This window comes from Kosakonia beeri (assembly GCF_054165705.1).
In genome coordinates this window covers 1822356-1848419 of sequence record NZ_CM135106.1, presented here as the reverse complement: position 1 = coordinate 1848419, position 26064 = coordinate 1822356, and the positions used below count along the sequence as shown (strand labels likewise).

The window sequence follows — 26064 nt, the reverse complement described above, 5'->3', positions numbered from 1 at the left end:
CGTCCAAAAATGCGAAGTCATCAGGGGGAGTGATGTCATTAATACCGTTTATTAGCAATACACCGGTGTGGGTGTGGGGCCTGTTTATGTTGCTGCTCTTTCGTGGGGTGAAGGCGCTGTCCGATCGGGAAATGCCGCCAGGCAGGCTGTTTTTTCTCCCGCTGCTGTTTCTGGTGTGGGGAACCGTGACCCTCACAGGCGAGCTGGGCCATGCGAAAGTAGGCCTGGCAATGATGGCTGCGGGTATGCCGGCAGGCGTTGCCCTTGGCTATCTGTTATGGCGCACGCAACCACCGGTGAAGCGTGCCGGTTCGCCGGGCCTGATCATTCGCCCTGGCACACCGCTGACGCTGGTGCTCATTCTTCTTGCCTTCGGCCTTAAATATGGGCTGAACGCCGCCCTTTATTTGCACCCTGAACTGCGTAACGCACCGCCTTTTTGCCTGCTGTATGGGCTCCTGACAGGGCTGGTCGATGGCCTGTTCTGGGGGGGTACGCTGCGGGTGTTTATACCGTGGTACCGGCACCGCGCCGGGTAACACGGGCCGGATGCCAGTGCTAAGCATAAAAAAAGACGACAGTGAAGTGTCGTCTAAGGTGGCATGTGGTGTGCCCTACAGGGTCAGGTGGGCCTTCTTTTCATGAGTGTTAGCTAACGGCCAGACGCAGACCTAAGTCGTCCGGATACGGGGCAAAGTAGTTTTGTTGCAGCAGGTAGTGGTCCGGGTACTCCGCCAGATAGTGCTTCAGCAGGGTTATCGGCGCGAGGATCGGCAGCAGGCCGTTGCGATAATGGAGGATCACATCGCGCAGCTCTCCGCGCTGGCGACTGTTTAAGTGCTCGCGGAAATAGCCCTGAATATGCATCAGCACGTTGGTGTGGTTCTTCCGCGAGGCGTTTTTTTTCAGGATCGCCATCAGTTTTTCGCGGTAGACGACGAAAAACGCGTCCAGATCGTCCCACTCATGCAGCGACGCGACAAACGGCCCAATTTCGCGGTAGCCCGCCTGATGATGCGCCAGCAATTGCAGTTTGTAGCGGCTGTGAAAGTCCAGCAGTGCGTGACGGGTCAGGCCGCTGGCGCGCAGGGTGTTCAGTTCATGCAGGGCGAACACACGCTCAACAAAATTCTCTCGTAGCTGCGGATCGTGCAGACGACCGTCCTCTTCGACCGGCAGCCACGGGTAGGCGTCGAGCAACGCACCGGTAAATAATCCCACCCCCTCTTTACGTCCGCGATTGCCCTTCTCATCGTACAGCCGCACACGCTCCATACCACAGCTCGGCGATTTGGCGCAGACAATAAAGCCCGACAAACCTGCAAACTGTGGAAGGCTGGCAGCGTTGAAGGCCGCCATTTTTTCGGTCACATCATCGTGTGGCGCATGGCTGAAACGCATACGACTTTCCCCTTCAGGGGTCTGCACCAGACGCAGCGCCGGACGAGGCACTGGCAGGCCGATAGCCATTTCCGGGCAGATGGGTTTATAGGTCACCCACTGCCCCAGATCGTCCATCACAAAGCCCATCCGTTTGTGCCCGCCATCAAAACGTACGGCTGAGCCGGTCAGGCATCCACTGATGCCAATGACGGGTTGCGTGTTCATAAGCCCTCCTGTTACGGCGCTTTACGGCTGAAGAAAAGTGTTACGGTCCCGACGGTGAGGCCGAATTTCTTCATCTCGGTTTTGTTAAAGAGATGCGTCCCGTCCTGCAGATACATCCAGTCATCGAAGTGTAGCAGCCAGGTGCTGCCGCTGGCCTTCACGTTCATGCTGTAGCGCCAGTGAAAAGCGTTACCTGCCGCCTGCCCGGTGGCGACGCCGTCGATATCGCCCGCGGTGCCCTCGTAGCGGTCAGCGCCAATGCGCCGGATGTGCCACACCCGCTGCTGTTTCTCGCCATCGTCATAGACAAAATGTTCATTCAGCGTCAGCGTCTCGCCCGCCACCTCGCCGTGGATCGCAACATGGAAGCGGCGCAGCTGTTTACCACTGCGATCCTGCACCATGCCCCAGGCTTCGGTGTCGCCCTGGAAATAGTGAAAAATATCCAGCGGCGGTTGCTGGTGGCGGTACTCTTCAATCCCTGTGCTACAACCGGCCAGTAGCATCATCAGCGCCAGGCCAATCATTATCATGCGTTTCATCAGTGACCTCCGATTAACTGCTTACGCAGTTCAGGGTATTGCGTGTTGGGATCAAGCCAGATCGCCAGAAAACGGCGGCTAAAGGCGGCTGACTGGCGTGGACCCAGCGGGGTAAAGCCCTTCTGTCGTGGCGAAGCGCGATACCAGAACTGCCCCTGCTGAGCGGTGAGCACAAACGCCAGCTGTGCGCCTGGCGTGACGTCCGGCCAGAGCGTCTGCAACATCTGCAACCAGGCCTCGCTTTGCGGCTCCTGCGTCAGGATCCCCTGTGCCTGCCATTGCTCACGGGTAGCCTCCACCAGCGTCTCGCGGTCGATATCACGTTGATAGGTGATAATGAGCGCTTGATCCGCGCCAGGCCCGCTATAATGCCCGGCTGGCGTGCGCAGTTGCGAGTTATAGACTGTAAACGGCCCCCAGCTCAGGGTTGCGTCCCCCACTTTGCGCCAGTTCAGCCAGTCGGCGGCGCTGGCAGGCGCAGCTGCGACCAGCAGCATCAGCATCAGCATCAGTACTGTGCGTCTCATGGTCGTCTCCCCAGAAAGATGTGGAAAAACAACATCATTACCAACCAGCCAGAGGCCATCCAACTGACGACAATAAACGTGGGTTGCAGGAACACGATCGCCCCCAGCCGCTCACCGATGAGGTATGCCACCGGGCCGCCCAGCGTTGCCAGTACCACCAGCAGCCATTCCGGCAGCGTGGTGGTTCGCGTCAGTGACGTCCAGACGGTGGCAAACATCAGCCACAGCGCCACCATCCACAACGGCAACAGCCCGTCGCCGTGAAAGTTGAGAAGCCCTGTCCCTGCCCAGGCGGCATCCAGCCCGCTGCCTGCGGCCGCCAGCAATACGGCATTAAGGCGTTGCGCAGGCGAAAGCAACATGCAGGCGAGGATCGCCAGGCCCAGCCACAAAAACAGGCCGCGCTCGCGAAAGAGCACCACCAGCGTCCAGTAGAGATCAAAGGCAACCGCCAGCAGAAAAACCTGCAGATAGCGTTTCATACCCGCTCCGCAGTGAGCTGCACCACGCTGATGGTGCGGGCATTAAACCCGGCTTCGCAGTAGCCAAAGTAGTAAAGCCACATCCGGCGGAAGCGGTCATTGAACCCCAGTTTTTCAATCTCCAGCCAGGCGTTAACGAAGCGCTGCCGCCAGTGCGCCAGCGTGCGGGCGTAGTCCGGCCCCATATCGAACAGATTACGCACCACGAAATCGGTGTGGCGCGTCATTAAGGTATTCATTACCGTGATGCTCGGTAAAAATCCGCCGGGAAATATATAGCGCTGAATAAAATCAACGCTTTTGCTGTACTCACGGTAGCGTTGATCCTGAATGGTGATGGCCTGAATCACCATGCGCCCACCGGGGCGTAAACGCGCCTGACAGGTGCGGAAGAACGCGGGCAGATAACGTTCCCCCACCGCTTCAATCATCTCTACCGAGACCAGTTTGTCGAACACACCGGTCAGATCTCGGTAATCACACAGCAGAACCTGCACCCGATCCTGCAACCCCGCACGGGCAATCCGCGCGGTTGCCCAGGCATACTGCTCGTGCGATAGCGTGGTGGTGGTTACACGGCAACCGTAATGACGCGCGGCGTACTCCGCCATCGCCCCCCACCCGGTGCCGATTTCCAGCAGATGATCATCCGGCGTTAATGCCAGTTGCTCGCACAGACGGGCCATTTTGGCCTGCTGAGCCCCGCCGAGATCCTGATCCTCTGCCGTAAACAGGGCGCTGGAATAGAGCAAATCTTCATCCAAAAAGTGGGCATAAAACGTGTTGCCCAGATCGTAATGTGCAGCGATATTTTCCCGTGCCTGCTGGCGGTGATTGCGTCGCGTCCAGTGGCGCAGCCGCTCAATCGGCCTGCCGAGCCAGCGAAAACCGCTTTCCAGCCGTGCCAGCACCTTGCTGTTGAGTGCCACAATCTGCAACAACACGGGAAGCTGGTGGGTCTGCCACTCGCCATCTATCCAGGCTTCTGCGGCAGCGAGACTGCCGCCTGTCAGCAGCCGCCAGTAAACGCCTGGCACCAGGATCTGCACCTCGGCATGCAGCGCGGCTGAAGGATCGCCAAACCGGAAGGTCTGCGCCCCATCACGTATCGTAAGCGCCCCCTCGCGGATGCCACTCAGCAGGCGAAAAAGCAGCCATCGTGCGATACGGACATTGCGCGAAATATCGGGTTCAAGCGCAAAGGCGGGATCGGTCATGAGCGTTCACTCCTGCTAGCGGGATGGTTGTAAAGGGGGACGCGCTTCAGCCACAGCCGCAGCGCCTGCCAGTAAATGGCCAGTACGGTTTTGAGTGTCATAAACGGAATACGCAGCAATAGCGAACGCAGGCTGGCGCGCGTCAGCGGCTCGCGGCGGAGCGTCAGCGTGGCATCGAACACTTTCGCCTGTTGATGGTTTTCAATATGCATATGCAGCGTTTTACCGGGGTTGTTGAAACGCCAGTGATAAACCATGTCCATCGGATTAAAGGGCGAGACATGGAACGCTTTCTCCAGCGGGCGTGCCGCCTGACCGTCTACGGCGTAATAGTGGCGCTCGTTCCACGGCGTATTACGCACTTCCGCCAGGATCCAGCGCAGCACGCCAGCAGCGTCGTAACAGTAGTAAAAATTGACCGGGTTAAAGTGAAAGCCGAAATAGCGCAGTTGCGTCAGCAGCATTACGCAGCCATCGGGGCGTTCCCCGGTCAGGCTTGCCAGCCGGTTGAGCACGTTGTTTTTCAACGGCGTGCCAAGCGGATAGTCCGCATCGTGGAATGCCGCCGCGGCAAAACGGTTGCGATGCACGCCAACCGACGGCAGACAGTTCAGTTCGTCCAGATCGAGCCAGGCCATAAACACGCGGTAGCGAAAATGGTGCGCTTTTGGCTGCAGGCGACGGTGGCGCAGCACCCCGTGATAGAGGCAGCTGTTCATTTTACTGGCCCTCCCCGGCAGCAATACCGTGCACCACATCAAGCGCACTGCGTACCCCGTCTTCGTGGAAGCCGTTGTACCAGTAGGCTCCGCAGTACCAGCTGCGCTGCTGACCATTGATCTCGCTGCGCCTGGCCTGAGCACGCCAGCTTTGTGGGTTAAACAGGGGGTGCTCATAGACGAAGCGCCGCCAGACGTGGCGGTCATCGATCGGGGCATCCGGGTTCAGGGTCACGCAAAACAGCGGACTGCCCGCTGGCAGCCCTTGCAAAATATTCATGTTGTAGGTCACACAGGCACGATGCTGATCGCTGTCGCTCAGGCGATAGTTCCAGCTTGCCCATGCACGCTGACGCACCGGCAACCAGCGAGGATCGCTGTGCAATACCACCTCATTGCGCTGCCAGCCTATATCACCCAACACCGCACGTTCGGCGGATGTGGGTTCGGCAAGCAACTGCAACGCTTGTGCGGAGTGGCAGGCGAAAATGACCTGGTCAAAAGTGTGATGAGCATTTGCAAGCTGCAGCGTGACACTGTCCTGATGGCGAACCACCTGATGCACCGGGGAATCCAGGTGAAGCGTCAGGCGATCGCCCAGTTTTGCCAGCAACGCACGGGTATATTCGCGTGAACCACCGGGCACCACGTACCACTGCGGCCGATCGGCAATATCCAGCAAGCCATGGTGGGCAAAAAAGCGCAAAAACAGCGGCAACGGGAAACGTCGCATCTCCTGAAGCGAGGAAGACCAGATGGCTGCCCCCATCGGCAAAATGTAATGCCGGGCAAAAAAGTCGCCAAAACGGTGTTGCTCAAGAAAGGTCTGCAGCGTGGCGTGGTCGTCTATTTCAGCCATCAGCGTCTGTTTCGCCAGCCGGTTAAAACGCACAATCTCTTTCAGCAATCCCCAGAATGCCGGGTTAGCCAGGTTCCGCCGCTGCGCAAACAGCGAGATGAGGGTATGCCCGTTATATTCCAGCCCGCTGTGCGGGTTATGCACAGAGAAGCTCATCTGCGTTTTTTGTCCGCTGAGGCCCAGTTCGCTGAGTAAGCCCATAAAGCGTGGATACGTGCGGTCGTTATAGACAATAAACCCGGTATCGATGGCATATGTACCCTGCGGGGTGGCGACATCAACGGTGGCGGTATGGCCGCCGACCGTCGGCTCCGCTTCGAACAGTGTGACCTGGTGATGCCCCGCCAGCCGCCAGGCGCAGGTCAACCCGGCGATACCGCTGCCGATAATGGCAATCTTCATGAGCGCACCATCCTGCGCAACAGCGCATATTGGAGAAAAACAGGTAACGCCGACAGCAGGCGCAGAACAACACTGAAACCGGACGGGAAAGCAATGTGATTTTTCCCTTTCGCCAGCCCGCGGCGGATCGCCTTTACGGCGTCCGCCACGCTGACCTGGCCCGGCATGGCAAAATCGTTTTTACGCGTTAGCGGGGTATCGACAAAACCTGGCGACACCACCGTGACGGCAATGCCTTTTGGCTCCCAGTCGAGGCGCAGACTATTGGCAAACCAGGTGAGCGCGGCTTTGGATGCACCATACGCTTCAGCACGGGGAAACGGCAGCCAGTGGGCCATGGAACTGACCAGCACCACGCGGTTGCCGGCAACAAGCTGCGACTGCAATGCCGCCAGGCAATTTACCGGTCCCAGCACATTGGTGGTCAGTACCCGTTCCACCAGTGCGGCATCCACCAGGCCGTGATCCAGATACTCGCACGTTCCCGCACACAGGATGACCAGGTCGGCAGCACAGTCCACCAGCGACTGGCGGCAGGCTTCAGCATCGGTCATGTCAAACAGCCGGACGCTGATGTTCGGGTGGTACTGGCGCAGCGCCTCAAGCCGCTCGGGATCCCGGCCGCAGGCGATGACATGGCAGCCATCGTCGGCCCAGGATTTCGCCAGTCCGGCGCCAATACCAGAGCTGGCGCCTGTGATGAGGACAGTCATCATGCGCACACTCTCCGTTTTACACCACGTACCGCCCATCCCAGCAGGGGAAGGTGTTCGTAGATCATCTGCCCCGCATCGTAGTAATCCCGCTGGCGAATGATCAGGTTGTCCTGCACATCGACGATTGAGCAACCCGGAAGCGTCAGCGTCTCGCCACCCGAAATGCGCGGATGCGACCAGTACATCGTCCAGGTCACGGCCCAGCGGTTGCCGTCACACAGCAGGGTATCGATGGAAAAACGGCAATGCTGCACGTTGACCAGCAGGTGGGTGAAATAACGCTGGATGGCGAACAATCCCTGGTGCTCGCCAAACGGATCGATAAGCCCGGCATCCGTGTGGTAGAGCGCAGCCAACGCCGCTGGCGGCTGGTTCTCCAGCCCGGTGTAGTAATCAACAAACCGATCGATGACAGAGGACTTTGTGCTCATGGGTTTCTCACCTGGGCGTTGAACAACGTGGTGTAACGGCATATCTAAAACTTACACAATTACTTTTATTTGTCCAAGTTTTGATGAAAATATTTTTTATAAATCACTAATTTCAATAACTTAAAAAGAGTTAATTTATGCAGTTATTTTTGGTATTTTTTTAAAGACGTAGCAAGGCGCCTTCCTGAAGGAGGGTTGCCTGCAAACAAAATGGACGGGGAAAGACGGGGTTAGAGCGGAATCACGTCGAGGAAGCGTACCTGGTGCTGCCACTGTTCAAGCTGTTTTTTGCGCGCAAGGGTGAGTTTGCCGGAGGTCACCAACAACCATTTGCGTTCCGGGAAGATCTCCGGGGCCAGCGTGGCGGGCGGCACAGGGAGCACGTCAATGCGGTGCCCCTGCCCGGTGCGTTTAAGCGCTTCAAGCCAGATTTCGCATGGGTCGGTGAGGTGCCAGCCGGTGATCAGGTAATTATCACCCGGTGCTTTTTTATCCCCTTCGAGGCAGAACGAGGTATAGGCAATGATGATGCCGTCGAGGACTTCGCGCAGGGTCATCATGGCCGGAACGTTGGCGGAAACTTTACTGCGCAGCGGGCGCAAGACTTCCGTGACCAGTTCCGGGCGCGGATATTCACGCCCTGCGTCGTAAACCAACTGGCGCAAAGATTCGATTTTGCCCTCTTTCAGCCGCTGCAGCATGTTCTCCTGCAGAGTGAGCCAGTTATTAGTACGCCGCGCGCCTGGACGCGCCAGCAGCGGTTTAACCTGGCTGACCGGTACGCCTTTTTTCACCCAGTCGAGAATTTTCAGCGCTTGCTGAACATCCTCGTCACTGTATAACCGGTGCCCTCCGTCCGTGCGCAGCGGTTTGAGCAGGCCGTAACGACGCTGCCACGCGCGTAGCGTGGTTGCGTTTATGCCGCACAACTGGGCAAATTCACCGATGGAGTAAGACATGGGGTACGCCTGATAACAAAGAATACTCTCAATATAATACGAATATTTCCGGGGTGAATGAAGTACGCAATGATTGCACTACACTTTCTCCCAATCGCGCAATGAAAGGAGTTCTCATGAAGCTATGGCCCGTTGTTACCGGTGTCGCTATCGCCCTGACGCTGGTTGCCTGCAAATCGCCTACCCCACCGAAAGGGGTTCAGCCCATCACAGGCTTTGATGCCAGCCGTTATCTCGGCAAATGGTATGAAATTGCTCGCCTGGAAAACCGCTTCGAACGCGGCCTTGACCAGGTCACCGCCACCTACGGCAAACGCAGCGATGGCGGCATTAGCGTGCTCAATCGTGGGCATGATCCGCAGAAAAACAGGTGGAGCGAGAGCGAAGGGAAAGCCTACTTTACCGGCGAGCCGACCACTGCCGCGTTAAAAGTGTCGTTCTTTGGGCCATTCTATGGCGGTTATAACGTCATTAAGCTGGATGAGCATTACCAGTACGCGCTGGTTAGCGGCCCGAACCGTGAGTACTTGTGGATCCTGTCGCGCACACCAACACTGCCGGATGCAGTCAAGCAGGATTACCTGAACACCGCACGAAGCCTGGGTTTCAGAGTTGATCAACTGGTGTGGGTAAAACAAAAAGCGTAACGCGGAATGCGGGAGTGATTCGCCAGCCCGTCGGCGCTGCGCTGAGAACTCCCGCTGCCCGCCCGCACACACTCCCCGCTATGTTGAGTTGAACTCACACTACGCCGCAGTTTTTTTCGTTTTTCAAAATACTTTCTCTCGCTAATACTGTTTCAGCAAACAGATATATTATATTCATTGGCAATGTTATTGCGCCATGAAATACAGGAACTCAAAATAAAAGCCCTCACCTGCTGATGGTTATTTGAGCGTCTTTTTGAACAGGACATTACGTTTGCGTAATTAACAAACTGATAAAGCCACTGCCCATCTCTGTCAATCGCATTTTTTACAGAGTAAGACTGCCAATATAACCAGGTGTCACAGATGACATTAGAAATTTTAAATTATTTAATTGAAATTGCAGCACTTAACAGTGCGCAAACCAAGGAAGACCATAAAACCGCACCGCCGCAGAAACAGGTGGCAGATGAATTATCGGCATGGGTAACCACGCTGGCGGCAGAAAAAGAAAGCGGCGACATTCTGTCAAAAATAAAATATCGCTTAGCACTGCTGGCACTGGCAAAAAAAGATCCGTCGCAGGCAGAAGAGTTATTATCTGCCAATGTTTCGCCGGATAAAGAGGCTTTTCCTTTAATCGATTTTACCGAATGGCCGACGGTGCGTTATGCCGTTTCCGGTGAATTACAAACCGCCGATTCCGAGGCATATTTTGCCCGGGTTTCTGCCGCCGCCTTCACTATCCGTGAGGCCATTGTCAGTGCAGAACGAGCGAAAGGTACACCCGCTTTCTCCATTCTGGAGAAAGTACTGGCACTGAACAGTGCATTGCCGGAACGCTATAAAGCGATGGCGAATATTCAGTATTAATTTGCGCGCCAGGTCAGCACTGGCGCTAAAAGGCGATGGTGAGCAGATGTCCTTGCCGGGTGGTGATAAACGCATCTGCCTGTTTCCCCTGTTGCATGGCAGCGAATGCTTTGCCGGGATCCACCACGCAGACGTCTTCAAGGCAGCCATTGGCCGGCAGGATCACCAGCCGAAGAGCAATCGTGCCGTGAACATCGCCCCCTGCCAGCGCGCTGTTCATCACCACCGCGAGAATAAGACCTAATGTTATCCGCTTCATAACATCTCCGAAATTTAAAGTAAATCAACAGCCTGCCTGAGAGGTGACGGGACGATTGTGTTCTACTTTAAGTATCGGCTGAAGCGGATATATTTTTAGGGCTGAAAATATATTTTCATGAATGGCAACAGAAGTTACTCGTTGCCCCATTGATTCAGGAAGTTAGCGATATCATCAATACGCGGTTCCTGGATACCCGCTTCACGGGCCATCTCCTGCTGAGAGGCTTCGCTGATTTCTTCATTATTCATTAAGCGTGTGAGCAGCAGCTGGAAATAGTACGCCAGTGCGTCACGTTCAGACTCGTTAACCGGCGTTGCCGATTCCGTCGAATACTCATCGACAATGTCATAAAATTTCAGCGGTACTTGCTGGCTCATAGGTGTTCCCCTGGGGTTAATGTCGGTGACAGTGTTGGTTCGCAGCATCCAGCGAGGATAATAGCACTCTTATTTTATTTTTTGTTCCGGCACTCATCATATCATCGGGACACCGAATAATTTTTTACCCCTTCGCCACCCGTCTCAGCATTACGCCCAATCCATCACCATGACTGCCACAAAAACGACAAGGCAGGCTTTCGCCTGCCTGTGCTTTCTTTCGGTAAAGCATTAGCCGAGTTTAAAAACGGCCACCGTCTCTTCCAATACCTGCGACTGCTCTTTAAGCGAATAGGCCGCTGCAGACGCTTCCTCTACCAGTGCGGCGTTTTGTTGCGTGACAGTATCCATCTGTGCAACAGCCTGGTTTATTTGGTCAATGCCCCGACTCTGTTCACCGGTCGAGAGTGCAATTTCCGACATTAACCCGGAAACATGCTGAACAGCGCTGATAATTCGCTGCATGCTTTCACCCGCCTGCGATACCCTTTCGCTCCCCAACAGCACTTGCCTGCTGGACGCCTCAATAAGTTCTTTGATCTCTTTCGCCGCCAGCGATGAGCGTTGCGCCAGGTTTCGCACTTCGCTTGCCACCACGGCAAACCCGCGCCCCTGCTCGCCGGCTCTTGCGGCTTCAACCGCTGCGTTCAGCGCCAGGATATTGGTCTGGAAAGCGATGTCTTCAATTAATGAAATGATGGTGTCGATTTTGCCGGAGCTGGACTCGATCTCCTTCATCGACATCACCGCTTTTTCAACGATCGTGTTACCTTCCTGCGCAGAGTCACGCATCGTTGCCGCAAGGGTGTTCGCCTGCTGGGTATTTTCAGAGGTGTGCTTCACAGTAGAAGTCAGTTGTTCCATGCTGGCCGCGGTCTGCCCAAGCGAAGCAGCCTGCTCTTCGGTACGTGCTGAGAGATCGGTATTACCGGCAGAAATCTCTTCTGCCGCGTGCGCCACGCTCTGGCTGGAGGTACGTACCTGAGTAATGATTTCCACCAGCGACAGACGCATCTGCTCCAGCGAACCCAGCATATCGCCAATTTCATCTTTCGAGCCGTGATTCACAGGAAGATGCAACTCCCCTGCTGCCATCTGTTGGCAATGGCGGCGTGCAGTGTCCAGCGGCGAAAGCACACGACGTCGAAGCAGGATAAATATGGCAGCAATGATCAGCGTAAACAGCACCACAAAAACGCCAAGGGTCACCATGCTGTTCACAAAGCGATTCTGCGCCTCGTTATTAAGACGCTGGGCGTATTTTTCGCGAAAAGCGAGCAAGTTATCGAGTGTAATCTCAAACTGACGGTCAAGTTGCGGAATGGTCGTGCTGACAAGCTGATTAAACCGTGCAGTGTCATTGGCACTTGCGGCATCCATCAGCGGGCGCAGCCCTTCGTCGACATAGGTCTGCCAGGCGCGGCGATAAGGGGCGGAAAGCGCCTCTTCCCCTTCGACAGCAGGCGCAGCCTGATAATTATTGAATGCATCTGTCGCCTTCTGCATCACGGCTTTAGCGCTCTCAAGCGACGCTTGCGTTTTCTGTTTGTCGCCCAGGGAAGCATTAATCATGGCTTCCATCAGCCGCACCCGCAGTGTGCGACTGTGGTTAATCGGATCGATGACCGACAGCACCACACGAATTTCTTTATTCACATTATCCAGCGAGTCGTTGCTGCGGGTCAGTGACCACAGGTTAGACGCTGAACTGACGAGGAAGATACCAAGTAAAAGGCTGAAAACGAGAAACGAAAAACGCCTTACTGACATATTTATTCCTTTGCTTGAGATTATTTCAAAAAAAGGCCGCGCCGGAGCACAGCCAATAAGATTAATGTTATCGGCCACTTAGCGTTGAGATTTAACTTAATTTTCTTTAGTTTTTTAAATCAAACAGTTAGACAGGGCATTTATAAACCGGCAAACGCAGCAATCACATGCCATTTAATTCAAACCGGCTTTTTATTTATTTTTTGAACAGAGAATTATTATATCGCCACGCTATAAAACAGGGAGCGGCTCGCTCAGGTGAATGAGATGAGATTTTCCTGACGCCAGTGAAAAGTCAGGACTCTTGCGGTTAAATAAAACGCGAACTCAATTTTAAACTTTCGTATGCGTTATTTTTTGCGGGTTCGGCACAGTTAAAAGTAGGCTTGACAATAATCTGGTTTGTCTCTGCAAGAGAAACAAGCTGCGGAAGGGTTAATGCGGCGACTTTCTCCAGCATCTCACCGCTAAGACCGTTGCTCAACGTGTTGACGTCGCCGGTCTCACTTGCCAGACGCTGGACCAGTAAGAGGTAGGCTAAATTTAATTGATGAATATCTTGCAGAAGGTTGTCGCGGTTAATCATTTTTTTGCCCCAGAGAATATATCATCTAAAGTGAAGCCCCCCTGGCAACATCATCCGTCGGCCGCAATAATATATATAAAATGCAAATTAGCTATAGAAATAATGTAAACTTATTTCAGACTGTTAAAAAATAATTAATTATCATTCCGTTAATGCTGTAATGACATTTTTCCCGTTACGCTTTTAGTCGCTAATCTCTTATTTAGCATATTCAAGTGGCTGTAAGAATAGGAATATATCACCTTTGAATAAATGATATATTATATTCTCTCAATTTAAGAGCGCGAACCTTAAGAATAATTAAGAAATACCTTCCCGGGTGGGTTAGCGCCTGGTTCAATTTTTTGGGCCGCTGGTTGGCATAAAAGCCCGAAGGAAATATCTTTCCGCGAAGCGGAGGTATGCCAGTGACGTGCATAACCCCATTCGTCAGTCGGCTGTAAATGGGGTATTATCCGCTGCCCCTTTCTCCGCAGGTAGCCTGATGTCGACGATTGACGATACGTTTATTGCCCCACCGTGCCATGAGCAGATAAAGACGCTCTGGCAGGATGAACACCTGGTGATTATCAATAAACCCAGCGGGTTACTTAGCCTCTCGGGGAAAAATCCACAAAATCTCGATTCTGTGCATTACAGACTGGTGCAGCGCTTCCCCGGCTGTACGCTGGTTCACCGCCTGGATTTTGGCACATCCGGGCTGATGGTGGTGGCCCACAACAAAGCGATCAATGCCGCGCTCTGTCAGCAATTCAGCCAACGCAGCGTAAGCAAGACATACAGCGCACTGCTGTGTGGCCATCTGGATCATGATAACGGGGTCATCGACGCGGCAATCGCCAGAGATCCGGCATTATTCCCGCGTATGTCGATTTGCGCCCTCCACGGTAAACCCGCCCGCTCACGCTATCGTGTTATCGAACGTTTTTACCGTCAGTCAGAAACCGGTACCCGGTTGCCGGTATCGCGTGTTGAACTCACACCCGAAACCGGCCGCACCCACCAGTTGCGCATTCACTGCCAGCTACTCGGCCACCCGATTCTGGGTTGCGATTTGTATGGTGGCCGCCTGCTGCCTGGTAGCGAACAGACGCCACGGCTGATGTTACATGCCAGTACGTTGCAATTTGTCCATCCGGTGAGTAAAGCACCGCTCAGCATGCATTACGCCAGCCCGTTTTAACACCATGAAGAAGAGAGCCTGGCGAGAACGCCAGGCGAAGCAGGACATGCGAGAGCAGAAATAGGGGAAGATAAGTCGCAGGCAGTGCATCACCACATCAGATCATCAGGCACTTTAAAATCAGCATAAGGATCGTCTTCATCCTGCGCTTCCTGGCTGAGCGCACTGTTTAATACAATGCTGCTGGCATCGCGCTGGGCAATTTTATCTGCCACGCTCGCCGGGATAATCGCATATTCACTTTCGCCGTTGTTATCTACCGACAGGCGGGCAATGGCAAGACGGCCATTGATCAGCTGCGCCTGAGTCTGCTTATCGACCTCGATTTTTTTAATGAGGTTATTGTCGGTAAAATTAAACCCAATATGGCCTTTCGCTACAGTGATCCGGTTCATTTCAATCAGCTGTTTCACCTGTGCTTTGTACTCTTTCGACAGCGTGGCCTGTTTTTGTTGCTCACTTAATTGCTTATCACGCTCAAGCTGCGCTTTTTTATTCTCTTCCACCGCCTCTCTGGCCTCACGTGCCTGAACACGGGATTTTTTAGCCGTTCTCTGAACTTTGGCCATTTTCTTGCTGGTCACTAAGCCTGCTTTCAGCATTTGCTCTTGCAAGGTAAGTTTTGTCATCGTTATCAAACCCGTTCAATAAAATGGAGTGTCAGACTTTCAACATTTTTACTGTGGCATCAATGTCTATTTCATCTTCGGTGAAGATCAGCGTCGTGCCCTGGAAGGTGGTGATCGCCAGCTTTTTCAGCGCGCGCATTTCCCCCGGCTGTGCGGTGGATTTAGGGCGAATATTCCCCATCAATAGCCCTACGGACAGCACCGCGTTCTCTTTATCAATGCGGGTATCAACAGGCACTTCTTCGCTGTACACCAGATAAGACTTGATTGAGGTAAGCTTCAGACGCTCGCCCGCTATATAGATGTATTTACTCTCAGGCACGACTTTCACCGCATAGGCGGACAACCCTTTATTATTGGTGGTGGGTTCGAAAGTCACGGCCGCATCTTTCTTGATCAAATCAGGGTTGGCGACCTTAATCACGTGAAAATAGCGGTTATCCCCATTCTCATCTTTGATAAATCCGAAACCTTTATCTTTAAACCACGTTGTGATCGTACCGTTCATCGCCATTACCGCCTGAATAATCGTTAATCTACTCAAATTTTGCAGCGCGCAGTGTAAAGCACAATGCCTGCGCAAACCATGTCTTTGGTGTAAGTGTGGACGAGAAATTTCAGTGATGCGAGGCAATGGCTTCCTGCTGTCGCTCAGGAAGCCTGCATCGCGCTAGGGTGTTGTAGTCTGTACTTTGGGGAAGATTTCAACGTATTGATACGAGCTGTAAACCGGCAATATCAGAAATGCCAGACCTGCGCCGCCTGAAGCATATTGCACCATCAGATCGCCGTGACGGGTAATAAACAGTTCATAATTGTGCCACTGACACCCAACGCCCATATCCGGGGTGCAATGTCGCTTTTGCCGCAGTAACCTGCCGTCTTTGGTCAGATAAAGGTAATTCGCTTCCGGGTCGGCGGGTTTCGATGCTGACTCATCAAGCAGGTGCCAGGTTCTCTCGCGCAGCAGGGTGTTTTGTGCGTCCCGTGAGACGGTATCCAGTGACTTTGCCGGGTAGTTAAAATGTAACTCCACCACGGCGGTGTTATCCGCATTCACATAAAAAAGCTCGGCTAAATTTCCGGCGCCCCAATATTTTTTACCACTGGACTTCAGGGGTTGTGCTTTAAAGCGGTACACATTTTGTGTGTGAATATCCTGTCTGTTTTCATATTCCGCATTGTATTGCGCTTTTTGCGGTGAACTGACTTCGCATCCGGCCAGTAAACCGGCAAGCAGCAGGATGAGGACACTTCGCATTTGTCTCTCCTCTGACTTTTATTTCCGATGAAAGAAATGATTATGCACCCTAACCGGGTAGAGCAAAAATCGGATCCACTACCAGAAATAAGGATACGCGAGGCAAAACAGACCATAAACAGGGCAGGAAAAGCCTGCAGGACACAGGCTTTATATTACGAATTTACTTCCACCATACTTCGGCCTGGACGCCGACAGTAAACTGATCGCTTTTTGCATCGGCAAACTCAAACTGGCTGATGCCATTTTCCTGCGCTTTGAGGTAAGTGCCGTAGAAGCGAATTTCCGGGCGCGAGGTTAGCATGCTGGTGTCCACTTTCAACGCGTGGTACAGCGTGGTTTTATACCCAGACTCGTGATACGTCTCGCCTGCGGTTTTATTTTTCTGATCAAACCACGCCAGCTCCACGCCGGTCTGGTTATTCGTATCCCAGATATAGGCCGGGCGAATAACTGCGCGGACGGAATTAAAGTCGGTGTGCGCGCCAGTATTGTAATCGTAAACATCGTTACCGTGTGCATAGACCAGCGCATGCGCCATGATCACATCCGGGCGTAAATAGTTTTCGCCCTGAGATACCACGCGGAAAGCTTTGCCGTAAGAATGTTCGCCATAGTATTGATCGTTATAGCCGAAGGTCGGGTTGGAGTCCGAAATAAGGGCAAAGCCGCTGGCGATGGAGTTATCCGCCCCCTGCACCGTTAATTCGTTAAATCCACCGCCGGTAAAAGTGTGGCGCAGAATCAGTCCGGCGTGCCAGGCATCTTTCACGCTGTAGTAGCTGCCATCATTCTCATTGCTGCGGTTATCATCGGTTTCATTTGGCATGGCGTAGCGACCAAACACTTCCAGCGTTGCTTTATCCCACAGCGGGATCGCTTTATAACGCACCTCGGCGCTATTGGTGTTCACCTGCTGAGTGTTGCCGGAAGTCGCATAGTCTACGGCATGCGCATTAACATCTTCGCGGGTGAGCGAGACATTCAGTTTACCCGGGCCAAGCTGCCAGTTCTCCAGCCCGATGCCAGAACCCGCATTGGTGCGGTGGCTTTTCCAGTCCAGCATCTGAATTTCATAGACCGGCATATTGTGCTTACCGACCCAGAAGTCTGCCCCAGGCGCAAACGGCAGGAACCCTTTGGTCGTCACGTAGATATCGGAGAATTGCAGCAAATTCTCCGAGGTGCTGTCGAACCAGCCCGCGCTGTACTGCTGGCCAACGTTACCGTCGAGCATCACTACCGCTTTCGCCACCTTGCCGCCGTTGTCGTAGACCTTCTGCGAGAGTTGCAAATCAAACCAGGCACTGTTTTCCTGGCCAAAACGCCCCAGCGATCCAATAGCATAGGACTTCGGTGCACCGCGTGTGCCGGTAGACCAGCCGGAGCGGAAGTAACCGGAATACTCAAAACCAATATCGTTTTTCACGTATTGACTAATGTCGGCCAGCGTCACGTCCTGTGCCGGTGTTGCGCCACTGACGTTCGTTGTGCTGGCCGCGGGCACAGTAGCCGGTGCAGCAGGTTTTTTCTCGCCAGTTTTCACATTACTGGCAACCACGGTTGCCTCACTGTTATTACTCTGCGGCTGCCGCTCGAAATAACGTTGATATTGCCGTAATGTTTGTTTTGTGGCCTGTAATTCCTGTTTGTTTTGCGCCAGCTCTTTTTCCAGCAATTCCAGACGCTGCTCTACAGTCAGCTTCGCTGCAATAGCACTATTAGATACAAGCGCTGAAGAGATTAATACTACTATCCATTTCAACTGATGCTTTTTATTTATAGTCTTCTTATTCATAACAATAACCCTGTAGAGTAGCGTGACTGAGAAGTATTATTTTGGTAATAGCTGGCCGCCTGATGCATTCATATTGCATCCGGTGTACCGGTAATTCCCTGTCCAGCGCGACGCCCGCACTGGCTATTTTTAGTAATATTGTCGGTTAGCTGATGTGCATAACACTCCGCCGTTGGGCTTATGATTTAGCCTGATAATGACAGGACCAGCGCCTGGCCTGTTTTGCGCGCAAAAAAAAACCCGAATCGTTTTCCGGCGCTATGCGCTCAGAAATTGATTCAGGTTTTGCCCGCATCGGGTAACAACGAATACGGTTACAATCCAGTTTCTTCTGCGACAGAATACTGTCTTTTATTACACAGACAAGTCCTGCATTGCACTGTCACGTTATTTTGTGAACTCGCTCAGAGTTTAGCGTTAATTCCGCCAGCCCATTGCAGGTGCAACATGCTTAAGAATTGCCTCAATCACATGCACATTATAATCCACACCCAACTGATTCGGTATAGTAAGTAACAGCGTATCCGCTTCGGCAATCGCTTCATCCTGCTTCAGTTGTTCGATTAATTTCTCGGGTTCTGCTGCATAACTGCGCCCGAAGATGGCGCGGGTTTTCTCATCAAGGAAACCGACTTTATCGCTGTCGTTACTGCTGGCACCAAAATAAGCCCGATCGCGGTTGTCCATCAGCGCAAAAATACTGCGGCTGACAGAAACGCGCGGCGTGCGGCTATGCCCGGCCTGTGCCCAGGCTTCGCGATAAGCACGGATCTGTTTCGCTTGCTGAATATGGAACGGCTCACCGGTTTCATCATCTTTTAGCGTCGAACTTTGCAGGTTCATCCCTCGTTGTGCTGCCCATACCGCGGTGGCATTGGACCCCGCGCCCCACCAAATGCGTTCGCGCAGCCCTTCTGAAAAGGGTTCTGGACGCAATAGCCCCGGCGGGTTTGGGAACATTGGTTGGGGATTGGGTTTGGCGAACCCTACACCACGCAGCACATCCAGCAGCACCTCGGTGTGGCGGCGCGCCATATCCGATTCGTTTTCACCTTCTGCAGGCTGGTAACCAAAATAACGCCAGCCATCAATGACCTGCTCCGGCGAACCCCGGCTGATCCCCAGTTGCAAGCGACCGCCGGCGATCAAATCCGCTGCACCGGCATCCTCCGCCATATACAAGGGGTTTTCATAACGCATGTCAATAACGCCAGTGCCAATTTCAATAGACCGGGTTTTCGCGCCGATAGCCGCCAGTAACGGGAACGGTGAACTCAACTGGCGGGCAAAATGATGCACCCTGAAATAGGCGCCGTCGGCACCCAACTCTTCGGCGGCAACAGCCAGATCGATGGATTGCAGCAGCGCATCCGCTGCTGAACGGGTTCCGGACTGCGGCGACGGCGTCCAGTGACCAAATGACAAAAATCCGATCTTCTTCATGACGTAGTTGTCCTTTTTTCAGGGAAATCTTCAGCAGAACTGCGCCTGTTGCCGCAGCCCTGCTTTGCGTCTTCCCTACTCTACGCATTACCCGCCGCAAATAAATATCGTTTGATTAACATAATGCTTCAAATTAATTGACCAACCTGCCTACCGGGTCACCACTCCGCCACCCAGTTGTTCAATCAATAGGATGTTTTGATCCATGATGTCAGCGTTCATTTGTACCAGGTTGCGATCGGAAGCGAGCAACTGATCCTGTAGCGACAGCACATCCAGCCACGGGCGGATACCGGCTTTAAACTGTGCAGAAACATCATCCCAGGCACTGTGCGCCAGCTTATCGGCCTCTTCGTTTTGCACCCGTTGCTGCTCCAGCGACTTCATTCTCACAATCGTGGTGCTGATATCGCCAATGGCTGAAACCAGCAGGCTGTTATAATGCGCGACCGCGATATCCCAGTCGGCGTTACTGCTGGCCAGATCCGCCCGGCGTTTGCCGCCATCGAAAATGGGTAATGATAGCGTCGGGCCAACGTTGAAGAACTGGCTGGGCGCGCCAACGAAAGCATCGCCCAGCAGGTTACGTGTCCCGGCTTCTGCCACCAGGTTAATGTTCGGGTAGAACGCGGTTTTCGTCGCCGTGATTTGCTTTTCTGCCGCCTCTACGCGCCAGCGTGCTGCCACCACATCCGGTCTACGCCCGACTAATTCCGCCGGAATGACCGACGGCAACGTATCTTGCGCTGTAATATTTTGTTCGGCAGGTTTTAAATACCGCCAGTAATCCGGGCCTTTCCCCACCAGGGTCGATAATTTAATTCCGGCAGTAGTCACATTTTCTTGCGTCTGCAACCAGGTGGCCTGTGCATCATTATTATTTGCCAGCGCCTGTTTGTATTGATACTCCGGTGAAAGACCGCCCTGATAAAACTGGCGCTGTATTTCACTGATCTTCTTCAGCCGCCCGGCATTAGCTGCGGCTATTTTTTCTAATTTCCACGCAGTATTCAGATTATTCCACGCACGGGCAATATTTGCCGATAAGCTCAGACTGGCAGCTTGTTTATCCAGTTCGCTGGCTTTAGCATTACCTAATGCCGCTTCCCAGGCGGCTTTTTTCCCACCCCATAAATCGAGCATATAACTGGCACCTAGCGACGTGGTACGCAGCGTGCTGTAATTTTTACCTTCCAATAAGGGGTCATCAACTTTTGCCACCCGGGAGCGGGTAAGGCTGGCATCCATATTGATGTCCGGCATCTGCGCCGCCCGTGCGGCGGTGACAGAGGCATTGGCCTTGTCGGCACGTGCGTTGGCTTCCTGCAGTGTCGGGCTCGAGGCCAGTCCGTCGCGGATAAGTGCATTAAGTTGCGGATCGTTAAAGCTTTGCCACACGTTGCGCTGCGGCCATCTGGCCGGGCTGAATTGCACGCCAGATAACGTCTCATTTGCCTGCAACGTTTTTGCATTTAACATTTTATTGCGGGTGTTTAAACCTTCAGATGTGGCACAGCCGCTTAAAATTAACACCGTCAGAATCGACAGGCTGAATATCTTCCCCTGCGGATAAATGTTCATTATGGATTGCCCTGCGAATGTCATAGATTTTAGATTTAACTATTATTGACATCCTACCGTTTAAATACAGGCTGAGAGGTTATCCTTTAGTGCTTAAAAGTAGAATTTTCTATTTACCGAAAGACAGCACCCAAAATAAAACACAAAGAAAACGTATTTACTCCATTTTGTGAAGTTTATTTTTCAGGATATGTCTAAAAAATTAAACCTCCCTCCCGGGGAGACGATTTAGGGATGACAATAAAACCCGAATGAATATTTTTTCATTCGGGTAAATGTATTCCTGTATCACCAAATTATAAGTGACCGCTCTTGGTTACCTGCAGCGTGCTGATATTCACCGGCATGCCGGAACGACGTTCGAGCGCTTCAGTTGCCCGGTTCGCATCCACCCCTTCACCCTGCATCGCGGCGCGTAGCACCGGCGACATGGGCAGCGGCACTTTATTGGTCGATTCAAACTCCGCGCGGTTGCGCGACAACGGTTCATGGACTTCAATCCAGCGGCTCCCATCCGGTTCGAGGGTGGTTTTTACCGGCTGATCGATAATCTGCACCCTGGTCCCCACAGGCACGTTATCAAACAAATATTGAATGTCTGCGTTTCGCAGGCGGATACAGCCCTGGCTGACGCGCAGCCCGATACCAAAATTCGAATTGGTGCCGTGAATGGCGTAGAGCTTACCAATATAGATGGCGTACAGCCCCATCGGGTTATCCGGCCCGGCGGGTACAAACGCCGGCAGGGTTTTCCCCTCTTTGGCATATTCACGCCGGGTATTCGGCGTTGGGCTCCAGGTCGGCCCTTCCTGCTTACGCTCGACCGCCGTCACCCAGTTGCGCGGCGTTTCTCGCCCGGCCTGGCCAATACCGATGGGTAAAATCTCCACCGTGTTGCTCTCTTTCGGGTAATAGTAGAGGCGCATTTCGGCCACATTCACCACGATGCCTTCTCGCACGGTAGCGGGCAGGATGATTTGCTGCGGTATGGTCAGTTGCGACCCCGATTTGGGCAGGAACGGATCGACGTCCGGGTTCGCTTCCAGCATATTGCTCAGCCCCTGACCGTATTGCGCCGCGAAAGCTTCCAGCGGCAGCGTATTACCCGGCGGAACCGTGATAATTTGCGGGTTGCCCACCAGTCGGCTACCTTCCGGCGGCAACGGGTAACTAACTGCCAGCACACGGGACGCGCAGAGCAGGGCCAACAGGCAAAACAAAAATTGAATTCGACGCATCAGTTCCTTTCCTCGGGCACCGCAAAGATGTGTATATCATAGCCCGCTTTATCCTTTTTCTCCCTTTTTACAGGGCGTTACCCGCCTGGTGCGTCAAAAAAACATGCACGACACAGGATGTTCGGTCAGGACGAGAAAGCGATCACAATAAAAACCCCGCCGAAGCGGGGTTTGGGTTTTGTCGCTTATGCGTCAGGCTTTGGTGCGGCTCGCGATAATATCGTCTGCCACGTTGCGCGGCGCCTCCGCGTAGTGGTGGAACTCCATGCTGTAGGTTGCACGCCCCTGCGACATGGAACGCAGCGTGGTGGAGTAGCCAAACATTTCTGCCAGCGGCACATCTGCCCGAATAATCTGGCTACCAAAGCGCTCTTCCATGCCCTGCACCATTCCGCGCCGTGAGGAGAGATCGCCCATAATGTTACCGGCGTACTCTTCCGGCGTTTCCACTTCTACGTGCATCACCGGTTCAAGGATCGCCGGGTCCGCTTTACGCGCCCCCTCTTTAAAGCCAAAAATCGCCGCCATACGGAAGGCCATTTCCGAGGAGTCAACATCGTGATAGGAACCAAATGTCAGGATCGCTTTCACATCGACAACCGGATAGCCCGCCAGCACGCCGTTATTCATGGCTTCGCGCAGGCCTTTTTCCACCGAGGGAATATACTCGCGCGGCACCACGCCGCCCTTGGTGGCATCTTCAAATACAAAGCCCGTTCCCGGTGCCTGCGGCTCAAGTGTTAATACCACATGCCCATATTGCCCTTTACCACCGGACTGGCGGACAAATTTGCCTTCAATATCTTTTACCGTTTTGCGTAACGTTTCACGGTAAGTCACCTGCGGGCGACCAATGTTCGCCTCCACGCCGAATTCACGTTTCATCCGATCAACGATAATTTCCAGGTGCAACTCACCCATGCCGGAAATGATCGTCTGGCCAGACTCTTCGTCAGTATGCAGACGGAACGACGGATCTTCAGCGGCCAGTCGTTGCAGCGCAATGCCCATCTTTTCCTGGTCCGCTTTTGTTTTCGGTTCAATGGCCAGCGAAATCACTGGCTCCGGAAACTCCATCCGTTCCAGGGTGATCACCGTATCCGGGTCACTTAACGTGTCGCCCGTTGTGACGTCCTTCAGTCCGACACAGGCGGCTATATCGCCTGCGCGCAGTTCGTCCACTTCGTGGCGATCGTTGGCATGCATCTGCACAATACGCCCAATGCGCTCTTTCTTACCTTTGACCGGGTTGTAGACAGCATCCCCTTTTTTCAGCACGCCGGAATAGACGCGGATAAAGGTCAACTGGCCTACATACGGGTCGGTCATCAGTTTGAATGCCAGCGCCGAGAACGGCTCGTCATCGCTGGCATGACGTTCAGCCACCCGGCCTTTTTCATCCACGCCCTGAATGGCAGGAATATCCAGCGGCGAAGGCATTAGCTCGACGACCGCATCCAGCATGCGTTGAACGCCTTTGTTTTTAAACGCACTGCCACACAACATCGGCTGGATCTCACCCGCAATGGTGCGTTTACGCAGACCTTCGATAATCTCGGCCTCATCCAGCGAACCCGTTTCCAGATATTTATCCATCAATGTCTCGCTGGCTTCAGCGGCGGCAGCGATCATTTTTTCACGCCACACCTGTGCCGTTACCAGCAACTCGTCCGGCACCGGGCCGTAGCTGAATGTCATCCCCTGCGTGGCATCATCCCAGATGATTTCGCGCATTTTGATCAGATCCACCACGCCAGTGAAGTGCTCTTCTGCGCCAATCGGAATAACAATCGGCACCGGGTTGGCTTTCAGCCGGTCGACCATCATCTGCACCACGCGGAAGAAGTCCGCGCCGGGGCGATCCATTTTGTTGACAAAGGCGAGACGCGGCACATGATATTTATTGGCCTGACGCCATACGGTTTCCGACTGCGGCTGCACGCCGCCAACGGAGTCATACACCATCACTGCGCCATCGAGTACCCGCATAGAACGTTCCACTTCAATCGTGAAATCCACGTGCCCTGGGGTATCAATAATATTGATGCGATGGGGCTCATAACCGCGGTCCATACCGGGCCAGAAGCAGCTTACCGCAGCCGAAGTAATGGTAATGCCGCGTTCCTGCTCCTGCGCCATCCAGTCGGTTGTTGCCGCGCCATCGTGTACTTCCCCCAGTTTGTGGCTCATCCCGGTGTAAAACAGGATGCGTTCCGTGGTGGTTGTTTTACCGGCATCGATATGCGCGGAGATACCGATGTTGCGATAACGTTCGAGAGGAATGGGTCGGGGCATGATGCGTCCTTAGTCATTTGACTGTTTGTTCGCGGCCGGAATTGGCCGCGTTTCATTCACGGCATCTATGATAGTACAACAGTACGAGTATATTCGAACTATTTTTGCTATTATTACGATTGATGGCGTAACGATTGACGTCGTGGCTTTCGCCATACAGTTTGCGTATAGTACCGGCCCAGCCGCCGATGCGGTCCGCAATTGATGTCTGCCGCGTACCCGCCACTACAGGAAAATGATGATCGCTAACCACCCAGAACGTGAACAATTTCGCCTTGAAAATGTGCTATTGGCCCTTGGCAACCCCCTGCGGCTGGCGATCATAAAGCGGCTGGCCGACGGCAGTGAACTGAGCTGTAATGCGCTGCGCCCGGACGATGTGGCGAAATCGACCATGACCCATCACTGGCGCGTATTGCGCGATAGCGGTGTGGTGTGGCAGCGCCCGCAGGGGCGGGAAAATATGATTTCACTGCGCCGGGAAGACCTGGATATCTGTTTCCCCGGCTTGCTGGATACCCTGTTACAGGCGATGGCGCGCGGCAGTATGCCGGATGATCAGGCCTGATAAATACATTATTATCAGAAAGTTAAGACGGGTTATTTACCCTCTGGCAACACAATATTACTGTCTGCAAGCGTGCCCATGTTGTGGTAAATGGCGCAGGCGGCATCCACCAGTTGCATCGCCAGCGCTGCGCCGCTGCCTTCCCCTAAACGCATCCCCATATTGAGATACGGCTCGAGGCCAAGATGTTCGAGCGCAACACGCGCGCCTTTCTCGGCGGAGAGGTGTGAGGGGATCAGATACGGTTTTACCTGTGGGGCAATCCTGCACGCGGCCAGCGCCGACGCGTAGGAGAGGAAACCGTCCAGCACCACGGGCAACCCGCAGGAGGCCGCTCCCAGCATCACCCCGGCCATGCCCAGCAGATCATAACCGCCGACTTTCGCCAGCACATCAAGCCCGTTCGCCGCATCGGGCTGGTTAACTGCTATTGCGTTACGCACTACCGCCGCCTTGTGCCCCAGCAAGGATTCCGGCAGATTCGCGCCAATACCCACCACGGATCCCGGCGCCTCCCCAGTCAACACGCTGACGATGGCTGCCGCTGGCGTGGTGTTCGCCATACCCAGTTCACCCACGCCAAACAGGGTCACCCCTTGCTGCGCCAGTTCACGGGTATAGTGAACCGTTTCCAGCAGCAGCGCTTCCGCTTGTTGCGCACTCATTGCCGGGCCAGTGGCGATATTGCCGCTGCCGCGCGCCACTTTCATATTGACCAGGCCGGGAATGGGATCGGCATCAATACCGACATCCAGCACATGCACTTTCGCCCCGGCCTGCGCGGCCAGAACGCAGACGCCAGTCGTCGCGTGGGTCATATTTGCCGCCTGAATGGCTGTCACCACGCGAGGAGAAACGGTCACCCCTTCATGCCAGACGCCATGGTCGGCGCACATCACCACGATCGCTTTTTCGCGCATTCGCGGTAACCCGTTCAGCCCGGGCATCCCCGCCAGCTGGACGGCTAATGCCTCCAGCCTCCCCAGGCTGCCCACGGGCTTCAGTAAGCCATCAAGATGCTGCTGTGCCTGTGCCATTGCCACATCATCGGGCGCGGGGATCCCAGCCAGTAAAGTCGTCAAAGTCTGCAT

The 26064-nt window shown here is 53.9% G+C and carries 28 protein-coding genes; 5 read left to right on the top strand and 23 right to left on the bottom strand.

Going from position 1 to position 26064, the window contains the following annotated elements:
* Positions 1-32: 32 nt before the first annotated feature.
* A complete protein-coding gene (locus tag ACUY4S_RS08845) occupies positions 33-539 on the top strand; it encodes a DUF6622 family protein (RefSeq protein ID WP_312687561.1) in 507 nt (168 codons plus the stop codon).
* A 109-nt stretch (positions 540-648) separates the two neighbouring features.
* Here the strand turns inward: ACUY4S_RS08845 and ACUY4S_RS08840 are convergent, their stop codons facing one another.
* The 10 genes from ACUY4S_RS08840 to ACUY4S_RS08795 all read right to left on the bottom strand — a co-directional run bounded on the left by ACUY4S_RS08840 (position 649) and on the right by ACUY4S_RS08795 (position 8462).
* Positions 649-1608: a YbgA family protein gene (locus ACUY4S_RS08840; RefSeq protein WP_312687563.1), complete on the bottom strand. Its 960-nt coding sequence runs from the start codon at positions 1606-1608 to the stop codon at positions 649-651.
* Positions 1609-1619: 11 nt separating this feature from the next.
* Positions 1620-2150: a DUF3833 domain-containing protein gene (locus tag ACUY4S_RS08835; RefSeq protein ID WP_312687565.1), complete on the bottom strand. Its 531-nt coding sequence runs from the start codon at positions 2148-2150 to the stop codon at positions 1620-1622.
* Positions 2150-2659 (bottom strand): hypothetical protein, encoded by a 510-nt coding sequence (locus ACUY4S_RS08830; RefSeq protein WP_458022649.1) that lies wholly within the window; start codon positions 2657-2659, stop codon positions 2150-2152. The genes ACUY4S_RS08835 and ACUY4S_RS08830 overlap by 1 nt, the downstream gene beginning before the upstream one ends.
* A gap of 14 nt (positions 2660-2673) precedes the next feature.
* Positions 2674-3159, bottom strand: a complete 486-nt coding sequence (locus ACUY4S_RS08825) for a DUF2878 domain-containing protein (protein ID WP_312687569.1) — start codon at positions 3157-3159, stop codon at positions 2674-2676.
* Complete coding sequence (locus tag ACUY4S_RS08820; RefSeq protein ID WP_458022598.1) at positions 3156-4376, bottom strand: class I SAM-dependent methyltransferase; 1221 nt, start codon at positions 4374-4376, stop codon at positions 3156-3158. Before ACUY4S_RS08820 ends, ACUY4S_RS08825 begins: the two co-directional genes overlap by 4 nt.
* On the bottom strand, positions 4373-5095 hold the full coding sequence (locus tag ACUY4S_RS08815; protein ID WP_458022599.1) for a DUF1365 domain-containing protein: 723 nt from the start codon (positions 5093-5095) through the stop codon (positions 4373-4375). Before ACUY4S_RS08815 ends, ACUY4S_RS08820 begins: the two co-directional genes overlap by 4 nt.
* A 1-nt stretch (position 5096) precedes the next feature.
* On the bottom strand, positions 5097-6356 hold the full coding sequence (locus tag ACUY4S_RS08810; RefSeq protein WP_458022600.1) for an NAD(P)/FAD-dependent oxidoreductase: 1260 nt from the start codon (positions 6354-6356) through the stop codon (positions 5097-5099).
* On the bottom strand, positions 6353-7072 hold the full coding sequence (locus tag ACUY4S_RS08805; RefSeq protein ID WP_312687575.1) for an SDR family NAD(P)-dependent oxidoreductase: 720 nt from the start codon (positions 7070-7072) through the stop codon (positions 6353-6355). Before ACUY4S_RS08805 ends, ACUY4S_RS08810 begins: the two co-directional genes overlap by 4 nt.
* Complete coding sequence (locus ACUY4S_RS08800) at positions 7069-7503, bottom strand: nuclear transport factor 2 family protein (protein ID WP_312687577.1); 435 nt, start codon at positions 7501-7503, stop codon at positions 7069-7071. The genes ACUY4S_RS08805 and ACUY4S_RS08800 overlap by 4 nt, the downstream gene beginning before the upstream one ends.
* Positions 7504-7733: 230 nt before the next feature.
* The gene (locus tag ACUY4S_RS08795) at positions 7734-8462 is read right to left on the bottom strand and encodes a MerR family transcriptional regulator (RefSeq protein WP_458022601.1); all 729 of its coding nucleotides are present in this window, start codon (positions 8460-8462) and stop codon (positions 7734-7736) included.
* Positions 8463-8578: 116 nt separating this feature from the next.
* On the opposite strand from ACUY4S_RS08795, the gene ACUY4S_RS08790 reads away from it, so the two are divergent.
* Both ACUY4S_RS08790 and ACUY4S_RS08785 read left to right on the top strand, forming a co-directional pair.
* Positions 8579-9109, top strand: a complete 531-nt coding sequence (locus ACUY4S_RS08790; RefSeq protein ID WP_312687581.1) for a lipocalin family protein — start codon at positions 8579-8581, stop codon at positions 9107-9109.
* A 366-nt stretch (positions 9110-9475) separates the two neighbouring features.
* Positions 9476-9982 (top strand): hypothetical protein, encoded by a 507-nt coding sequence (locus ACUY4S_RS08785; protein ID WP_312687583.1) that lies wholly within the window; start codon positions 9476-9478, stop codon positions 9980-9982.
* A gap of 25 nt (positions 9983-10007) precedes the next feature.
* Here the strand turns inward: ACUY4S_RS08785 and ACUY4S_RS08780 are convergent, their stop codons facing one another.
* The 4 genes from ACUY4S_RS08780 to ACUY4S_RS08765 form a co-directional block, all read right to left on the bottom strand.
* Positions 10008-10241, bottom strand: a complete 234-nt coding sequence (locus ACUY4S_RS08780) for a hypothetical protein (protein ID WP_312687585.1) — start codon at positions 10239-10241, stop codon at positions 10008-10010.
* 134 nt (positions 10242-10375) lie between these two features.
* Complete coding sequence (locus ACUY4S_RS08775) at positions 10376-10621, bottom strand: DUF2543 family protein (RefSeq protein ID WP_312687586.1); 246 nt, start codon at positions 10619-10621, stop codon at positions 10376-10378.
* 231 nt (positions 10622-10852) lie between these two features.
* Entirely contained in the window at positions 10853-12391 is a 1539-nt protein-coding gene (locus ACUY4S_RS08770; RefSeq protein ID WP_458022602.1) for a methyl-accepting chemotaxis protein, read from the bottom strand.
* Between the two features lie 310 nt (positions 12392-12701).
* A complete protein-coding gene (locus ACUY4S_RS08765; protein ID WP_312687590.1) occupies positions 12702-12977 on the bottom strand; it encodes a flagellar transcriptional regulator FlhD in 276 nt (91 codons plus the stop codon).
* A 484-nt stretch (positions 12978-13461) separates the two neighbouring features.
* On the opposite strand from ACUY4S_RS08765, the gene ACUY4S_RS08760 reads away from it, so the two are divergent.
* Positions 13462-14160, top strand: a complete 699-nt coding sequence (locus ACUY4S_RS08760) for an RluA family pseudouridine synthase (protein ID WP_458022603.1) — start codon at positions 13462-13464, stop codon at positions 14158-14160.
* An 89-nt stretch (positions 14161-14249) separates the two neighbouring features.
* On the opposite strand, the gene ACUY4S_RS08755 is transcribed toward ACUY4S_RS08760, so the two are convergent.
* The 8 genes from ACUY4S_RS08755 to fusA form a co-directional block, all read right to left on the bottom strand.
* Entirely contained in the window at positions 14250-14789 is a 540-nt protein-coding gene (locus ACUY4S_RS08755; RefSeq protein WP_458022604.1) for a DUF2058 domain-containing protein, read from the bottom strand.
* 31 nt (positions 14790-14820) lie between these two features.
* Positions 14821-15303 carry a cold-shock protein gene (locus ACUY4S_RS08750; RefSeq protein WP_312688201.1) on the bottom strand — a complete coding sequence of 161 codons (483 nt, stop codon included), beginning with the start codon at positions 15301-15303 and terminating at the stop codon, positions 14821-14823.
* Positions 15304-15459: 156 nt separating this feature from the next.
* The gene (locus ACUY4S_RS08745; protein ID WP_312687596.1) at positions 15460-16050 is read right to left on the bottom strand and encodes a hypothetical protein; all 591 of its coding nucleotides are present in this window, start codon (positions 16048-16050) and stop codon (positions 15460-15462) included.
* A 163-nt stretch (positions 16051-16213) separates the two neighbouring features.
* Positions 16214-17848 (bottom strand): carbohydrate porin, encoded by a 1635-nt coding sequence (locus tag ACUY4S_RS08740; RefSeq protein ID WP_458022605.1) that lies wholly within the window; start codon positions 17846-17848, stop codon positions 16214-16216.
* Between the two features lie 417 nt (positions 17849-18265).
* A complete protein-coding gene (locus ACUY4S_RS08735) occupies positions 18266-19291 on the bottom strand; it encodes an LLM class flavin-dependent oxidoreductase (protein ID WP_458022606.1) in 1026 nt (341 codons plus the stop codon).
* A gap of 150 nt (positions 19292-19441) precedes the next feature.
* A complete protein-coding gene (locus ACUY4S_RS08730; protein ID WP_458022607.1) occupies positions 19442-20872 on the bottom strand; it encodes an efflux transporter outer membrane subunit in 1431 nt (476 codons plus the stop codon).
* A gap of 296 nt (positions 20873-21168) precedes the next feature.
* Positions 21169-22110, bottom strand: coding sequence for a L,D-transpeptidase (gene ldtA / locus ACUY4S_RS08725; RefSeq protein ID WP_458022608.1), 942 nt, complete (start codon positions 22108-22110; stop codon positions 21169-21171).
* Between the two features lie 192 nt (positions 22111-22302).
* Complete coding sequence (gene fusA, locus ACUY4S_RS08720; RefSeq protein ID WP_458022609.1) at positions 22303-24405, bottom strand: elongation factor G; 2103 nt, start codon at positions 24403-24405, stop codon at positions 22303-22305.
* Between the two features lie 238 nt (positions 24406-24643).
* Here fusA and ACUY4S_RS08715 point away from each other — a divergent pair, with 238 nt between their 5' ends.
* Positions 24644-24973 carry an ArsR/SmtB family transcription factor gene (locus tag ACUY4S_RS08715; RefSeq protein WP_312687608.1) on the top strand — a complete coding sequence of 110 codons (330 nt, stop codon included), beginning with the start codon at positions 24644-24646 and terminating at the stop codon, positions 24971-24973.
* Positions 24974-25005: 32 nt separating this feature from the next.
* On the opposite strand, the gene cobT is transcribed toward ACUY4S_RS08715, so the two are convergent.
* Entirely contained in the window at positions 25006-26064 is a 1059-nt protein-coding gene (gene cobT / locus ACUY4S_RS08710) for a nicotinate-nucleotide--dimethylbenzimidazole phosphoribosyltransferase (RefSeq protein WP_458022610.1), read from the bottom strand.

Bases quoted from the DNA above. Each gene is read 5' to 3' on its own strand.
- ACUY4S_RS08845 (WP_312687561.1), top strand. From the start codon at position 33: ATGTCATTAATACCGTTTATTAGCAATACACCGGTGTGGGTGTGGGGC.
- ACUY4S_RS08840 (WP_312687563.1), bottom strand. From the start codon at position 1,608: ATGAACACGCAACCCGTCATTGGCATCAGTGGATGCCTGACCGGCTCA.
- ACUY4S_RS08835 (WP_312687565.1), bottom strand. From the start codon at position 2,150: ATGAAACGCATGATAATGATTGGCCTGGCGCTGATGATGCTACTGGCC.
- ACUY4S_RS08830 (WP_458022649.1), bottom strand. From the start codon at position 2,659: ATGCTGATGCTGATGCTGCTGGTCGCAGCTGCGCCTGCCAGCGCCGCC.
- ACUY4S_RS08825 (WP_312687569.1), bottom strand. From the start codon at position 3,159: ATGAAACGCTATCTGCAGGTTTTTCTGCTGGCGGTTGCCTTTGATCTC.
- ACUY4S_RS08820 (WP_458022598.1), bottom strand. From the start codon at position 4,376: ATGACCGATCCCGCCTTTGCGCTTGAACCCGATATTTCGCGCAATGTC.
- ACUY4S_RS08815 (WP_458022599.1), bottom strand. From the start codon at position 5,095: ATGAACAGCTGCCTCTATCACGGGGTGCTGCGCCACCGTCGCCTGCAG.
- ACUY4S_RS08810 (WP_458022600.1), bottom strand. From the start codon at position 6,356: ATGAAGATTGCCATTATCGGCAGCGGTATCGCCGGGTTGACCTGCGCC.
- ACUY4S_RS08805 (WP_312687575.1), bottom strand. From the start codon at position 7,072: ATGATGACTGTCCTCATCACAGGCGCCAGCTCTGGTATTGGCGCCGGA.
- ACUY4S_RS08800 (WP_312687577.1), bottom strand. From the start codon at position 7,503: ATGAGCACAAAGTCCTCTGTCATCGATCGGTTTGTTGATTACTACACC.
- ACUY4S_RS08795 (WP_458022601.1), bottom strand. From the start codon at position 8,462: ATGTCTTACTCCATCGGTGAATTTGCCCAGTTGTGCGGCATAAACGCA.
- ACUY4S_RS08790 (WP_312687581.1), top strand. From the start codon at position 8,579: ATGAAGCTATGGCCCGTTGTTACCGGTGTCGCTATCGCCCTGACGCTG.
- ACUY4S_RS08785 (WP_312687583.1), top strand. From the start codon at position 9,476: ATGACATTAGAAATTTTAAATTATTTAATTGAAATTGCAGCACTTAAC.
- ACUY4S_RS08780 (WP_312687585.1), bottom strand. From the start codon at position 10,241: ATGAAGCGGATAACATTAGGTCTTATTCTCGCGGTGGTGATGAACAGC.
- ACUY4S_RS08775 (WP_312687586.1), bottom strand. From the start codon at position 10,621: ATGAGCCAGCAAGTACCGCTGAAATTTTATGACATTGTCGATGAGTAT.
- ACUY4S_RS08770 (WP_458022602.1), bottom strand. From the start codon at position 12,391: ATGTCAGTAAGGCGTTTTTCGTTTCTCGTTTTCAGCCTTTTACTTGGT.
- ACUY4S_RS08765 (WP_312687590.1), bottom strand. From the start codon at position 12,977: ATGATTAACCGCGACAACCTTCTGCAAGATATTCATCAATTAAATTTA.
- ACUY4S_RS08760 (WP_458022603.1), top strand. From the start codon at position 13,462: ATGTCGACGATTGACGATACGTTTATTGCCCCACCGTGCCATGAGCAG.
- ACUY4S_RS08755 (WP_458022604.1), bottom strand. From the start codon at position 14,789: ATGACAAAACTTACCTTGCAAGAGCAAATGCTGAAAGCAGGCTTAGTG.
- ACUY4S_RS08750 (WP_312688201.1), bottom strand. From the start codon at position 15,303: ATGGCGATGAACGGTACGATCACAACGTGGTTTAAAGATAAAGGTTTC.
- ACUY4S_RS08745 (WP_312687596.1), bottom strand. From the start codon at position 16,050: ATGCGAAGTGTCCTCATCCTGCTGCTTGCCGGTTTACTGGCCGGATGC.
- ACUY4S_RS08740 (WP_458022605.1), bottom strand. From the start codon at position 17,848: ATGAATAAGAAGACTATAAATAAAAAGCATCAGTTGAAATGGATAGTA.
- ACUY4S_RS08735 (WP_458022606.1), bottom strand. From the start codon at position 19,291: ATGAAGAAGATCGGATTTTTGTCATTTGGTCACTGGACGCCGTCGCCG.
- ACUY4S_RS08730 (WP_458022607.1), bottom strand. From the start codon at position 20,872: ATGAACATTTATCCGCAGGGGAAGATATTCAGCCTGTCGATTCTGACG.
- ldtA (WP_458022608.1), bottom strand. From the start codon at position 22,110: ATGCGTCGAATTCAATTTTTGTTTTGCCTGTTGGCCCTGCTCTGCGCG.
- fusA (WP_458022609.1), bottom strand. From the start codon at position 24,405: ATGCCCCGACCCATTCCTCTCGAACGTTATCGCAACATCGGTATCTCC.
- ACUY4S_RS08715 (WP_312687608.1), top strand. From the start codon at position 24,644: ATGATCGCTAACCACCCAGAACGTGAACAATTTCGCCTTGAAAATGTG.
- cobT (WP_458022610.1), bottom strand. From the start codon at position 26,064: ATGCAGACTTTGACGACTTTACTGGCTGGGATCCCCGCGCCCGATGAT.